This is a genomic window from Flavobacterium sp. 9 (assembly GCF_002754195.1).
Classification (GTDB): Bacteria; Bacteroidota; Bacteroidia; order Flavobacteriales; family Flavobacteriaceae; genus Flavobacterium.
This window is the reverse complement of the sequence record NZ_PEEU01000001.1, coordinates 4,946,512-4,960,003: the sequence shown is the minus strand read 5'-3', so window position 1 is coordinate 4,960,003 and position 13,492 is coordinate 4,946,512. Positions and strand designations below refer to the sequence as shown.

The 13,492-nt window shown below is 32.5% G+C and carries 13 protein-coding genes; 8 read left to right on the top strand and 5 right to left on the bottom strand.

Annotation, left to right across the window (positions count from 1 at the left end):
* The first annotated feature begins 72 nt into the window (after positions 1–72).
* The 5 genes from CLU81_RS20625 (at position 73) to CLU81_RS20600 (ending at position 6,872) form a co-directional block, all read left to right on the top strand.
* Entirely contained in the window at positions 73–651 is a 579-nt protein-coding gene (locus CLU81_RS20625; protein ID WP_099711522.1) for a non-canonical purine NTP diphosphatase, read from the top strand.
* 204 nt (positions 652–855) lie between these two features.
* Positions 856–2,775 carry a DEAD/DEAH box helicase gene (locus tag CLU81_RS20620; RefSeq protein WP_099711521.1) on the top strand — a complete coding sequence of 640 codons (1,920 nt, stop codon included), beginning with the start codon at positions 856–858 and terminating at the stop codon, positions 2,773–2,775.
* A gap of 239 nt (positions 2,776–3,014) precedes the next feature.
* Positions 3,015–3,788, top strand: coding sequence for a carboxypeptidase-like regulatory domain-containing protein (locus tag CLU81_RS20615; protein ID WP_099711520.1), 774 nt, complete (start codon positions 3,015–3,017; stop codon positions 3,786–3,788).
* Positions 3,789–3,994: 206 nt separating this feature from the next.
* Positions 3,995–5,305: a DUF389 domain-containing protein gene (locus CLU81_RS20610; protein WP_099711519.1), complete on the top strand. Its 1,311-nt coding sequence runs from the start codon at positions 3,995–3,997 to the stop codon at positions 5,303–5,305.
* A gap of 292 nt (positions 5,306–5,597) precedes the next feature.
* The gene (locus CLU81_RS20600) at positions 5,598–6,872 is read left to right on the top strand and encodes a porin (protein WP_099711518.1); all 1,275 of its coding nucleotides are present in this window, start codon (positions 5,598–5,600) and stop codon (positions 6,870–6,872) included.
* 69 nt (positions 6,873–6,941) lie between these two features.
* Here the strand turns inward: CLU81_RS20600 and CLU81_RS20595 are convergent, their stop codons facing one another.
* The 3 genes from CLU81_RS20595 to CLU81_RS20585 all read right to left on the bottom strand — a co-directional run bounded on the left by CLU81_RS20595 (position 6,942) and on the right by CLU81_RS20585 (position 9,050).
* The gene (locus CLU81_RS20595) at positions 6,942–8,402 is read right to left on the bottom strand and encodes an aminoacyl-histidine dipeptidase (RefSeq protein WP_099711517.1); all 1,461 of its coding nucleotides are present in this window, start codon (positions 8,400–8,402) and stop codon (positions 6,942–6,944) included.
* Between the two features lie 145 nt (positions 8,403–8,547).
* The gene (locus CLU81_RS20590; RefSeq protein ID WP_099711516.1) at positions 8,548–8,841 is read right to left on the bottom strand and encodes a type II toxin-antitoxin system RelE/ParE family toxin; all 294 of its coding nucleotides are present in this window, start codon (positions 8,839–8,841) and stop codon (positions 8,548–8,550) included.
* A complete protein-coding gene (locus tag CLU81_RS20585; RefSeq protein ID WP_099711515.1) occupies positions 8,838–9,050 on the bottom strand; it encodes a hypothetical protein in 213 nt (70 codons plus the stop codon). The genes CLU81_RS20590 and CLU81_RS20585 overlap by 4 nt, the downstream gene beginning before the upstream one ends.
* A gap of 83 nt (positions 9,051–9,133) precedes the next feature.
* Between CLU81_RS20585 and CLU81_RS20580 the strand changes: the two genes are divergently transcribed.
* The 3 genes from CLU81_RS20580 (at position 9,134) to CLU81_RS20570 (ending at position 11,486) form a co-directional block, all read left to right on the top strand.
* Complete coding sequence (locus tag CLU81_RS20580; protein ID WP_099711514.1) at positions 9,134–10,195, top strand: DUF3810 domain-containing protein; 1,062 nt, start codon at positions 9,134–9,136, stop codon at positions 10,193–10,195.
* Positions 10,196–10,350: 155 nt separating this feature from the next.
* The gene (locus CLU81_RS20575) at positions 10,351–10,845 is read left to right on the top strand and encodes an RNA polymerase sigma factor (protein ID WP_068843197.1); all 495 of its coding nucleotides are present in this window, start codon (positions 10,351–10,353) and stop codon (positions 10,843–10,845) included.
* Positions 10,846–10,853: 8 nt separating this feature from the next.
* Positions 10,854–11,486, top strand: a complete 633-nt coding sequence (locus tag CLU81_RS20570; RefSeq protein WP_099711513.1) for a hypothetical protein — start codon at positions 10,854–10,856, stop codon at positions 11,484–11,486.
* A 256-nt stretch (positions 11,487–11,742) separates the two neighbouring features.
* On the opposite strand, the gene CLU81_RS20565 is transcribed toward CLU81_RS20570, so the two are convergent.
* Positions 11,743–12,570 (bottom strand): 1-acyl-sn-glycerol-3-phosphate acyltransferase, encoded by an 828-nt coding sequence (locus tag CLU81_RS20565; protein ID WP_099711512.1) that lies wholly within the window; start codon positions 12,568–12,570, stop codon positions 11,743–11,745.
* A gap of 124 nt (positions 12,571–12,694) precedes the next feature.
* Positions 12,695–13,345 carry a CoA pyrophosphatase gene (locus tag CLU81_RS20560; RefSeq protein ID WP_099711511.1) on the bottom strand — a complete coding sequence of 217 codons (651 nt, stop codon included), beginning with the start codon at positions 13,343–13,345 and terminating at the stop codon, positions 12,695–12,697.
* Positions 13,346–13,492: the final 147 nt, after the last annotated feature.

The window sequence follows — 13,492 nt, the reverse complement described above, 5'->3', positions numbered from 1 at the left end:
TTTGGGCAACTATCAAATATAAGAATTCTAAATTTGTGTTTCAAAAATTGTCGTACCTTTAAATTCAATATTATGAAACTCGTTTTTGCATCAAACAATCAAAATAAAATTAAAGAAATTCAAAGTATTCTAAACGGATCTATACAGTTATTAAGTCTTGAAGATATTGGCTGTTTTGAAGAAATAGAAGAAACTGCTGATACTATTGAAGGAAATGCGATTTTGAAAGCCAATTATGTAACTGAAAAATATGGTTACGATTGTTTTGCTGATGATTCAGGTTTGGAAGTTACAGCTTTGAATGGAGAACCAGGCGTATATTCGGCCAGATATGCCGGCAAACAACGCAATGCCGATGATAATATGAACAAACTTTTGGATGCTTTGAAAGACAAATCAGATCGCAGCGCACAGTTCAAGACCGTTATTACATTAAATATAAAAGGAGAACAACATTTATTTACCGGAATTGTTAAAGGAAATATTACTTTGGAAAAAACAGGAAATCAAGGTTTTGGGTATGATCCAATTTTTCAACCGGAAAATTACACTGAAACTTTTGCCGAATTGCCTTTAGAAATCAAAAATAAAATTGGTCATCGTGGAAAAGCAACTCAGCAACTGATTGATTTTCTGAACTCAACAAAATAATTGTTTAAAATACAACATTTTAGAGTCGGAATTTTATATTTCACGACGTTTTTTTTTGGAAATTTCTCCAATATCTTGTAAAAATCATTTTACATTAAACATAACTTTTTGATAATCAAATCATAACAAATACATAATTCTTAAAATAGCATTAGTTTATCTGAATAATTAACAGTAATTTTGCACCCTATTTTAAAAACACATATGAATAAATTTGAACAATTAGGATTGAATGAATCGTTACTGAAGGCGATTTTAGATCTAGGATTTGAAAATCCGTCAGAGGTACAGGAAAAGGCGATTCCCCTATTATTGGAAAAAGACACAGATATGGTTGCGTTGGCTCAGACAGGGACAGGGAAAACGGCAGCTTTCGGTTTTCCGCTAATTCAAAAAATTGATGCTGACAATAGAAACACACAAGCATTAGTTTTATCGCCAACACGAGAACTTTGTTTACAGATTACCAACGAACTTAAAAACTACTCAAAATACGAAAAAGGTATTAATGTGGTAGCAGTTTACGGCGGGGCTAGTATTACAGAGCAAGCCAGAGAAATTAAAAGAGGTGCACAAATTATTGTGGCAACTCCGGGGAGAATGCAAGACATGATCAACAGAGGTTTAGTTAACATTAAAAATATAGATTACTGTATTCTTGATGAAGCTGATGAGATGTTGAACATGGGATTCTATGAAGACATCGTATCTATTTTATCAGATACTCCAGATCAAAAAAGTACATGGTTGTTCTCTGCAACTATGCCACAAGAGGTTGCAAGAATTGCAAAACAATTCATGAGCGAACCAGTTGAAATTACTGTTGGAGCTAAGAACTCAGGTTCTGCAACAGTTTCTCACGAATTTTACTTAGTAAATGCACGTGATCGTTACGAAGCTTTGAAGCGTTTAGCCGATGCTAATCCAGATATCTTTTCTGTGGTTTTCTGTCGTACTAAAAGAGATACACAAGCTGTAGCTGAAAAATTAATTGAAGATGGATACAGCGCTGCTGCATTGCACGGAGATTTATCTCAGGCGCAACGTGATGGTGTAATGAAATCTTTCCGTGGAAGACAAATTCAGATGCTTGTTGCTACTGACGTTGCTGCACGTGGTATTGACGTTGATAATATTACTCACGTAGTAAATTACCAACTTCCTGACGAAATTGAAACTTACAATCACCGTTCTGGACGTACTGGTAGAGCTGGAAAATTAGGAACTTCTATTGTAATTGTTACAAAAAGTGAGTTGCGTAAAATTTCTTCTATCGAAAGAATCATCAAACAAAAATTTGAAGAAAAATCTATTCCTTCTGGAATCGAAATCTGCGAAATTCAATTGTTGCACTTAGCAAACAAAATTAAAGATACTGAAGTTGATCACGAAATTGACAACTATTTACCAGCAATCAACAATGTTCTTGAAGGTTTATCTAAAGAAGAATTGATCAAGAAAATGGTTTCAGTAGAATTTAACCGTTTTATTGCTTACTACAAAAAGAACAGAGATATCTCTAATCAATCTTCTGAAAGACGTGAAAGAACTGATTCTGAGCCAAGAGAATTCAATAATAATGGAGCAGTTCGTTATTTTGTAAACATCGGTTCAAGAGACAACTTCGATTGGATGACACTTAAAGATTACTTGAAAGAAACATTAGACTTAGGTCGTGATGACGTTTTCAAAGTAGATGTAAAAGAAGGTTTCTCTTTCTTTAACACTGATCCTGAGCATACTGATAAAGTAATGGAAGTATTAAACAACGTACAATTAGAAGGACGTCGTATTAATGTTGAAATTTCTAAAAATGATGGTGGCGGAAGACGTGACCATAATGGTCGTAGCGGTGGTGGACGTTCTTCTGGAGGTCCAAGACGTGAAGGCGGAGGAAGTTTCGGTCCAAGACGTGAAGGTTCTGGTGGTGGCGGATTCAGAAGCGACAGAAACTCTGCTCCTAGAGAAGGTGGTTTCAGAAGCGACAGAAATTCATCTGCTCCAAAAAGAGAAGGTGGTTTTAGAAGTTCAGCTCCAAGAAGCGAAGGAAGTTCAGACAGAGCTCCAAGACGTTCTGAAAGCTTTGGTGATTCACCAAGACCAAGAAGACCAAGAAGAGATTAAGACTTTAATATCTTAAAATACAAAATCCCAAATTCCAGACATAATTGGAATTTGGGATTTTTTTTTACATTAGAAATCTTAGTTACTATAAATGAGTTTTGTATTTTAATCTTCCTTATCCTTTTTTATTTAAATACTAAAAGCAACACTGCTGTCTTTGTTAATTTTCTGATAATTATATTCGAATACTTCGAAATATTTAATCCCGATTTACTACTTTTAGTGCTTTAAATCAGGATATGAAATATTTCGCAGTTTTCTTTTTCACACTACTATCAGCCGTTGGTTTTGCGCAAGACACAGAATCCACAGTTCCGCAAAGGGTGTCCGGCTACATCATTAACGATAATAGTAAACAACCTCTTGCCAACGTAAATATCATCAACACCAACAAAGTGCGGGGCGCTATGTCTGATGCTAAAGGATATTTTGAAATTGATGTACAGCCAAATGATACTATTCATTTTTCTATACTTGGATTTCAATCTCTAAGAATTAGAGTTACGAATGACTGGATAAAAAATAAAGTAACGCGAATTCAGCTTACTGAAAAAGCAATCGCACTTGAAGAAGTTGTAATTGCTCCTTTTAATCTGACAGGATATCTTGAAGTCGATTCAAAATTGATTCCAACCAAAGAAAACTATCGTTATAGTATTTCAGGCCTTACACAAGGTTATGAAGCGGGTGAATATTCTCCAAATGCATTTGGAAAAGTATTAGGATCCATCTTTAATCCTGCCGATGTACTTTATGGTTTCTTTGGAAAAAACGGAAAAGAACTCAGGAAATTAAAGGACATGAAGAAAGATGATACTATTCGAAATTTATTAGAATCAAAGTATGATCGCGAAACCATTTCTGTACTTTTAGGTATTAGCAAAGATGAAATTCCTGAAATTTTACAGCGTTGTAATTATTCTGATTCTTTTATCCAATCAGCAAATGATTTACAAATCATGGACGCAATTAGTGGTTGTTATGAACAATATAAAGTCTTAAAAAGGAATTAAACTTTACTTTTAAATCAAAATATACAAATCCTCAATCTTTAAAATTGAGGATTTTTTTATGCCTTTTTCGAAATAATAAAAACCTTTCTCTTTTTACATCGCAACACTTACTCTAATAAATGTAGGCTTTCACGTTTTTTTTGACTAAATTAGATTCCCTTACTTCTATCGAAATTTAGATTCTGAAAATAATCACAAAGCGTAAAATGACTGATATCACACAAAAAATTCTAAATTTTATTGATCTTCACAAAGGCGAAGAAAACAAAAAACTAGTAATTGAAAATATTACAAGTGCTGTATCTTTTAGAGGTTCTAACATTTGGATTTTAGCTTGCGCAATTATTATTGCATCAGTAGGACTAAATGTAAATTCGACAGCAGTGATTATTGGCGCTATGTTAATTTCGCCATTAATGGGACCAATTGTTGGCGCTGGTTTTGGTTTAGGAATGTATGATTTTGAACTTGTAAAAAAATCAGTCAAAAATTTATTGATTGCAACGGTTGTTAGTTTAACAACGTCGGCGATCTATTTTTATATAAGCCCTTTTAAAGAAGCACAATCTGAGTTATTAGCGAGAACTTCTCCCAATATTTATGATATTTTAATTGCTTTTTTTGGAGGTTTAGTAGGCGTAATTGCCGTAACTCGTGTCGAAAAGGGAAACCCGATTCCTGGTGTTGCCATTGCAACCGCATTAATGCCTCCGCTTTGTACAGCCGGTTATGGTTTGGCTTTAGGTAATTATCTCTATTTTTTTGGTGCGCTTTATCTTTATACAATCAATTGTGTATTTATTTGTATCGCGACTTTTGTTATCGTAAAATATTTGAATTATCCCATTACAAAACAATTAGATCTAAAACATCAAAAACGTGTAAAATATGGTATTACCATTATGATTTTACTTTTGATTATTCCGAGTATTTATTTTGCCTACCAATTATACATTCAAAAAAGCTATAATTCCAGAACAGAAGTTTTTATCCAAAAAGAATTTCTTGATAATGATTATCCTATTATTTATAAAAAAATAAGATACAATACAGATCCCAAAAGAATCGAATTGGCATTTTTAGCCAAAAAATTTAGTGACACCGAAATTGTTGATCTTAACAAAAAACTAGTCAATTATGATTTACCAAATACAAAATTGATTATCAGACAAGACACAATTAACTTAAGAAAAGACATTATGAATCAAATTAATAGCAACCAAAGTGTTGTTGATCAAAAAGACATTCTCATCAATAATCTCCGAACTGAGTTATCACAATATCAATTCAATACGAATCAAATTAGTAATGAAGCTAAAATATTATTCCCCACCTTAACTTCTCTTGCAATTGGTAATTATACAATCGAAAACGATGCAAATAAGCCTAAAGTGATTCCCGTAATTCTGTATCAAAGCAAAAAAAATATGGATTTGCAAACTCAGCAAAAAATAAAATTATGGCTTAAAGAAAGACTTGCGAAAGACTCAATTGAAGTATATCAGCAAAATAATTAATATAAACCCAAAAATAGAACTTATATTTACCTTAAAATAAGTTAATTATCTAAATCAAAATATTATGGCAAAGAGTCAGGATGCTAAAAAAACAGCAAAAAAAGAACCGTTAAAAACGGCTAAAGAAAAGAAAGAAGAAAAAAGGGAAAAGAAAAATTCTCCTAAACGAGATTAAACTTTTTAAGTTTCCAGTCGCAGTTTTCAGTATTTATAATGAATACTGAAACTGAAAACTGAGACTCAATTCTCAGTGCAGAATTTTAGATATATCGATAATTTAAAATTAGAAGCAATGAAGAAGAATTACATTTTAAAAATTACACTTTTGTCGTTTTTATTCTTTTTAAGCGGCAAAAGCTTCTCTCAACATACTGATTTAGTAGACGATTCTCAAACTCAAGTCTTGGCAGATTCTACTAAAAATTATCTTATTCCTGATCCTACCAGTAAAGGAATGAAATGGTCAAGAACTCATAATAAATGGTTCTCAGCAAAACTAGGCTTCGCTCCTATTTTAGATTACAACGCAAATTTTCAAAATCAAGACAGTAAAAATCAAGTTGGTTCGCAAGAAAGCCGATTTGATATCAGAAGCGCCAGAGTTATGGTTAGCGGAAAAATCAATTTTAAAAATCCCTGGAAATACTTAATAAGTGTTGAATATAAGGGATTCGATCGACCAGATGAGTCAAATAATCTTGGTATTACCGATTTTAAAATTGTAATTCCTTTATCGAAAAACAGCGAACTAAACGTTGGGAAACTCAAAGAGACTTTTATTTATGAAATGGTTGGTGACGCTGCCAATTTACCTCATTTTGAAAGATTATTAAACCCCTTTTTTAATAGTCGGAATATTGGACTGATTTATCGTCATTACCTTCTCGATAACAGACTAACTATTTCTGGAGGTGTATTCAAAAATTGGCCCACAAGCGACAAAAGTTTTGAAGGCACCAGCAATACTTTTACAGCAAGAATTACCGGATTACCAAAATGGCAAAATGAAGGAAAAGAATTTATGCATGTCGCTATTGGCGCACGTTATGTAGAAGCACAAGATGGCGTAATTAGATTAAAAGGCAAAAATGAATCGAATATATCTTCTAATTATGTTGATACGGGAAACATGAATGCCAAACATCAATGGAATTTAAGTATGGAACAATTATGGAGTCTGGATAATTTTTCGGTCTTAATGGAATATGTTCACAACTGGACTGCAACAAACGATTTTGGCACAGAACAATTTAGCGGATATTACGTAACCGGAAGTTATGTTTTAAGCGGAGAACAACGTCCTTATGATCAAAAAGCAGCTTATGCAAGAAGAATTAAACCAACAGGAAAATACGGCGCTTGGGAAATATTTTCGCGTGTTGGTGCAAACGACCTTGAAACCAAAGAAATTCATGGTGGAGTTAATAATCGTTATGATTTAGGACTTAACTGGTGGGCAACTCAATACTGGAAAGCAGGAATGGTTTACGGAATTGGTAATCTTGAAAAGGACGGAATTACAGGCGTGACCAATAGTCTCCAATTTAGAATTCAGTGGATATATTAAAAGCAAAAGTGTTCAGCTTTTGAGTTATCAGATAACTGAAAACTAAAAAAACTGAACACTGAATTACTATTATTTAACTGGAATATTCGAAAGAATTTCTAATACAAATTTCCAATATTTTTGAGCTGAAGAAATACTTGCTCTCTCATCTGGTGAGTGTGCTCCGTGAATTGTTGGTCCAAAAGAAATCATATCCATATCAGGATAATTAGTCCCTAAAATTCCACATTCTAAACCAGCGTGACAAGCAACTACTTTTGGTTTTTCGTTATTTTGTTTCTCGTAAATTCCTACCAAAGTATCTAATATTTCAGAATTTACGTTTGGTGTCCAACCTGGATAAGAACCAGAAAGTTCTACTTCGCAACCTACTAATTCAAAAGCAGAACGAAGAGAATTAGCCAAATCAAATTTTGAAGTTTCTAAAGAAGAACGTGTCAAACATCCAACAGATATTTCACCATCTTTTACAATAACTCTGGCAATATTATTTGAAGTTTCAACCAAATCAGCCATATCTGCGCTCATTCTGTAAACACCGTTATGAGCAGCATAAATAGCACGAATAATTCCTTCCTGAACGCCTAAATCCATCACTTTTGCAGGTAAATCGCATTTCACGATTTCGATAGATAAATTTGGTTCCGTTGTTTTGTATTCTGCTTTAATATCGTTGATGATTTCCTGCATATCAAAAATATACGCTTCATCAAACATTTCAGAAATAATAACTTTTGCAACGCTTTCTCTTGGAATTGCATTTCTTAAACTTCCACCGTTAATTTCTGCCACTTGCAAACCAAAGTTTTCAAAAGCATCAAATAACAAACGGTTCATGATTTTATTAGCATTTCCTAAACCTTTATTGATATCCATTCCTGAATGTCCGCCATTTAAACCTTTTACGGTAATAATATGACCAACTGATCCTTCCGGAACTTCTTCTTCATGATAAGTTCTTGTTGCTGTTACATCGATTCCACCCGCGCAACCTATGTCAATTTCATCATCTTCTTCTGTATCTAAATTCAATAGAATCTGACCTTGAAGAATTCCTCCTTTTAAGTTTAACGCTCCCGTCATTCCAGTTTCTTCATCGATTGTAAACAATGCTTCAATTGCCGGATGCGGAATATCTTTGCTTTCTAAAATAGCCATAATTGTCGCTACTCCAAGTCCGTTGTCAGCACCAAGAGTTGTACCACGCGCGCGAACCCAGTCACCATCTACATACATATCAATTCCTTGTGTATCGAAATCAAAAACAGTATCTGCATTTTTTTGGTGCACCATATCAAGGTGTCCCTGCATTACAATTGCTTTACGATTTTCCATGCCCGGAGTTGCAGGTTTACGGATAATTACATTTCGAATTTCGTCTTCAAAAGTTTCTAAACCTAAGCTATTTCCAAAGTCTTTCATGAACTCAATCACACGCTCTTCTTTCTTTGACGGACGCGGAACTGCGTTTAAATCGGCAAACTTATTCCATAGCGCTTTAGGCTCCAGATTTCTTATTTCTTGACTCATTATATTTTGTTTGAAGTTTAACAATTAAGAGTTCCAAAGTTACAAAGTTTAAACTCTTTTTCACTGGGAAATACATTAAAATTTTCCAAAACCAATTTACTCAACAAGTACTTTTAGGAGTATTTGCTGAATGTTTATTTAGATATTACTTGGGATATTTTGAGGAATCCAACGAAGTATTAAAAACAGATAAAATATAAATTGTTTTCAACTTTTCGTCAATGAAATAAAAGATAATAAATGGGAATTTTTTCGTGTGAATACCGTGGTAATCTTTATATCTAATTTGAAAGAAAGGATTTTTAGTTAAGGTTTCTATATGATGTTCTATAACCTGGTAGAAATACTCACCCAAACCATTTTTCTTAGACTCGTAATAACCAATAGCATCTTGTATATCCAGAAGTGCTCTTGGCTCAATTACAACTTCAAAAATCATTTACCTGATTTAAAATGCAATTGCTTTTTTGCTTCATTCCAAGGAATAAAATCATCAACTTTTGAAGTTGACCTTCTTTCATCTAACAAATTTTTCATTTCTTCAGTAACAGAAAATTCATTAATTACAGTTTCATAATTAAACTTTTCTATTAATTGCATAAAGAAAGACAATTCATTATCCGGAATATTTAAAGTGATTTGTGTCATTATCCTTTTTATTGAATAACAAATTTACAAAAAAGAAAGTGAACTAATATTTTAATTATTATTTTTAACCAAAAAGTAAAACCGTGCGAAGAAAACACATACTTCCCTTATTCTTATTAATTCAAATTATCATTCTAAAGATTCTTCCCTTTTTTCCGGAATTTATCGAAAGCTTTTACAGCAATGGTTTGTATTTAAAAATATCTCACTTTTCACGAACACTTTTAGGTAAAATTCCTTTTTCGGTTGGAGATTGTATTTATTCGATTCTAATTTTATTGGTAATTCGATGGTTTTGGAAAGTTAGAAAAACATGGAAAACTGAATGGAAAGATAATCTTCTGAAATCTTTAAGCTGTCTTTCGGTATTTTACTTTTTCTTTCATTTGCTTTGGGCATTAAATTATTACAGAGAACCGCTTTTTGAAAAAATGAACATTAAAAAAGAATATAATGATGCTGAATTATTAGCTTTCACTAAAAAACTAATTACCAAAACAAACGAAATCCAGTTTCAAATTACGAAGAATGACAGCGCCAGAATTGTTTTTCCATACTCACAAAACGAAGCTTTCAAAATAAATTTAAAGGGATATAAAAATCTTGCACAAGAACATTCTTTTTTTAAATACGAAACCTTAAGTATCAAAAAATCTCTTTTTAGCTTGCCTTTAACTTATATGGGTTTTGGAGGTTATTTGAATCCGTTTACAAATGAAGCTCAGGTAAATGATTTGTTGCCAATGTATAATTTTCCGCTTACAAGCTGTCATGAAATGGCACACCAAATGGGTTTTGCCAGCGAAAGTGAATGCAATTTTATTGGTGTTTTAGCAACAGTAAACAACAATGATTTATATTATAAATATTCCGGTTACAGTTTTACATTACATTATTGTTTAAGCATTTGGAAAGTCAAGAATGAGAAAATATTTCAGCAATTGAAGAAATCTGTTCATGGGGGAATTTTAAAAAACTATCAGGAAAGTTATGATTTTTGGAAAAAATACCAAACTCCAATCGAAACCGGATTTCAGATTTTCTACGATAATTTTCTTAAAACAAACAATCAAAAAGATGGCATGGATAGTTACAGCAAATTTGTAGATTTGATGGTGAATTATTATAAAACCAGACCTTTATAAAAGCCTGCCACAAGTTTCACAAATTGTCACGAATTTATAAAATAGTAAAAAATCACAATCAACAAGTAAATCATAATTCGGGAAATTTGTGAAATTCGTCGCTAAAAAAAGATAATATAGTGTAACAAAATTAGTTTCAGTACTACTAATACAATATGAGCGAAAATCTAGAACAGTCATTTGTTGCGCAATTGCAGGCAAATCAGAATATAATCCACAAGATTTGTAGATTATATACTGCTGGAGAAGATGCTCATAAAGACCTGTTTCAGGAAATCACCATACAATTATGGAAGGCGTATCCAAAATTTAGAGGCGACAGTAAATTTTCGACCTGGACGTATCGCGTTGCCTTAAATACAGCCATTACATTATACCGAAAAACCAAAAGAACCGTATCGACAGTTGAATATGAAAGCCATCAGCATTTTGTAAAAGATGTCGATTACAATTATGAAGAGGAAGAACAGATTAAATTGATGTATAAAGCAGTTTATCAGCTTAATGACATCGAAAAAGCATTAGTTTTTATGTATTTAGAAGACAAAGATTATCAAGAAATAGCCGAAACCTTAGGAATCAGCGAAGTGAATGCGCGCGTGAAAATGAACAGAATTAAAGGGAAACTTAAAAAAATACTAAATCCTTAAAAATTATTATGAAAGAACTGGATTTACTAAAAAAAGACTGGAAAAAGAACTCGGATTCTTTTCAACAAATTTCTGAAACAGAGATCTACAAAATGATTCACAAAAAATCGTCTTCGATCGTGAAGTGGATTTTAATTATCAGCATTTTGGAGATTTCATTTTGGACTTTCTCCAACTTATTTATCAATACCGATGATGTTTTGCAAAAAATAAATCATCCAGAAATCGTAACTGCACTTGAGTTTTTAACTTATTTCAATTATGTAGTGGTATTGATATTTGTTTTCATTTTCTACAAAAACTACAAAACAATTACAACAACTGTCGCAACAAAATCTTTAATGAGTGCGATTTTAAGAACCAGAAAAACAGTTCAATATTATGTATGGTATAATCTGGGAATGATTGTCGTTACCGCTATTTTAAGCTTCTTTATTGCATTTGTCTACAATCCTGACATGGCATTTTTAAGAGAAAAACTAGCCATAAACGGAAAAGCAATGTTTGTAACCGTGGGAATCTTAATTCTGGTTATACTAGGTTTCTTCGGGCTATTCTGGTGCTTTTACAGATTGCTATACGGAACTCTATTACGCAGATTATATGCTAATTATAAGGAATTGAAGAAGATAGATTTCTAAAAAAAGGTACAAAGTTGCAGAGGTACAAAGGTTCAAAGGTCTTTTTTTAAAGCTTCTAAGATTCTGAGGTACTAAGTGGCTAAGTTTTTTTTGATACTTGAAAAAGCATAAAACTTAAAACTCTTTTAATTATAGATGCTTTTAAGATTCCGAATTGCTATCCCGAAGCTTCGGGACTAAGTTTTTTTCAACCTGAAACTTGAAACAATTAAAAACCTCAAACAAATATTAAAAACCTGAAACAAAATTTTAAAATCTAATATTCTTCTGGTCCTTTGTAACTCCATCTTCTCATTTCGTTAAGTTCTTCCTCAACTTTGATTGCTTCGGCTGGAATTACTTTTAAAAATGATGGATGTTGCTCAATTGCGTATTCTACTTTTTCTACAATTTCTTCGATAGTATCGTTCTCATAATCAATATCAAGAGGTTCTTTGATGATGAATGATTGTAGGATTCCTTTTTTCTTCATACGCAATCCTTTTTTGTCAAACGAACGACGGAAACCGTCAATAACAATAGGAATTACAATTGGTTTATGCTGTTTGATGATATGCGCAGTTCCTTTTCGAACAGGTTTAAACGATTTTGTAGTTCCTTGAGGAAACGTAATTACCCAACCATCTTCTAATGCAATTCTGATATTTTCGGTGTCATTTGGGTTAACTTCACGTTTTTCAGTAACATCAACACCTTTTGCACGCCAGGTTCTTTCGACAGTAATTGCTCCAACATAAGCTAAAATTCGTGGCAATAAACCAGCTTGCATCGTTTCTTTGGCAGCAACATAATAAATATTCATTTTAGGTTGCCATAAATAACCAATGTTCTTAATATTATCTTCACGTCCGCTTAAACTTGCGTTAAACACGTGAAACATAGCTACAACATCGGCAAAATAAGTCTGATGATTTGAAATAAACAAAACATTTGTATCCGGAAGTGATTTAATGATTTCAGATCCTTCGATTTGCAATTCATTGAAACCCCTATATCTTCTATGCGTCATGGCACCCAAAACACGGATTAACCATTTTTTGATGAATAATATATGTCCAAAAGGATTTCGTTTAAACAATCCCATAGCTCTTTAATGTGTTTTTTGTTAGGACGCAAACATACAAAAATTATTCTTTTAGCAATAATACAAAACAATTTCGGAAATAATTTGTTATTTAAATGAATATCAAATTGTTAATTTTATGTTTTTACGAATTTTCCTCAAAAGTCGTTTTCAGCACATCTCTCAACTCACTTAAAATCATTGCGGTCGCTCCCCAAACAATGTGATTTTGAATATTAAATGCAGGAACTAAAATATTGTTTCCGTAAGAAGTTGACAATGTGGCTTCGATGATAATTTCATCATCCAAAAAAACGGATAATGGCAATTCTATAATATCTGCAACTTCTCTAACATCCGGATAAAAAGAGAGTTCGTCTTTTGAAATTCCCAAAAACGGATGTACCAAAAAATTACTTGGCGGAATATACATTGGAGAAAAATGCTTAATAACTTCAATTTTATTTGGCATCACTCCTACTTCTTCGTGTGTTTCTCTTAAAGCTGTTTCTTCAAAATTTGCATCTGTCGTTTCATATTTTCCTCCCGGAAAAGCAATTTGCGAAGAATGAACTCCATTATATGCATTTCTTACAATTAAAACCAGATGCGTTTTTCCGTTTTTTGGATAAAAAAGCATCATAACGGCAGCAATTCTTGCATTTTCGGCTTTAAAATCATGGTTCTTCAAAGACTCTATTCTTTCTTTTGGAGCCATTTTTAGATGTGACGAAAGTGCCGGTAATTCAACTGGAATTAAATCAGGAACATGTTGCAGAAAATCTTGAAAATCCATTAAAAAGGACGTTTGTTATTTGAAATAAAATATAAATATACTCTAGAAATCGTCAGTTCACAAGTTTTAACACAACCAAAAACTATAAATTCAAAGTCAAGACAATCAAAATCAAAATTTTACAGAAGAAATATTTTTTGCTTGTAG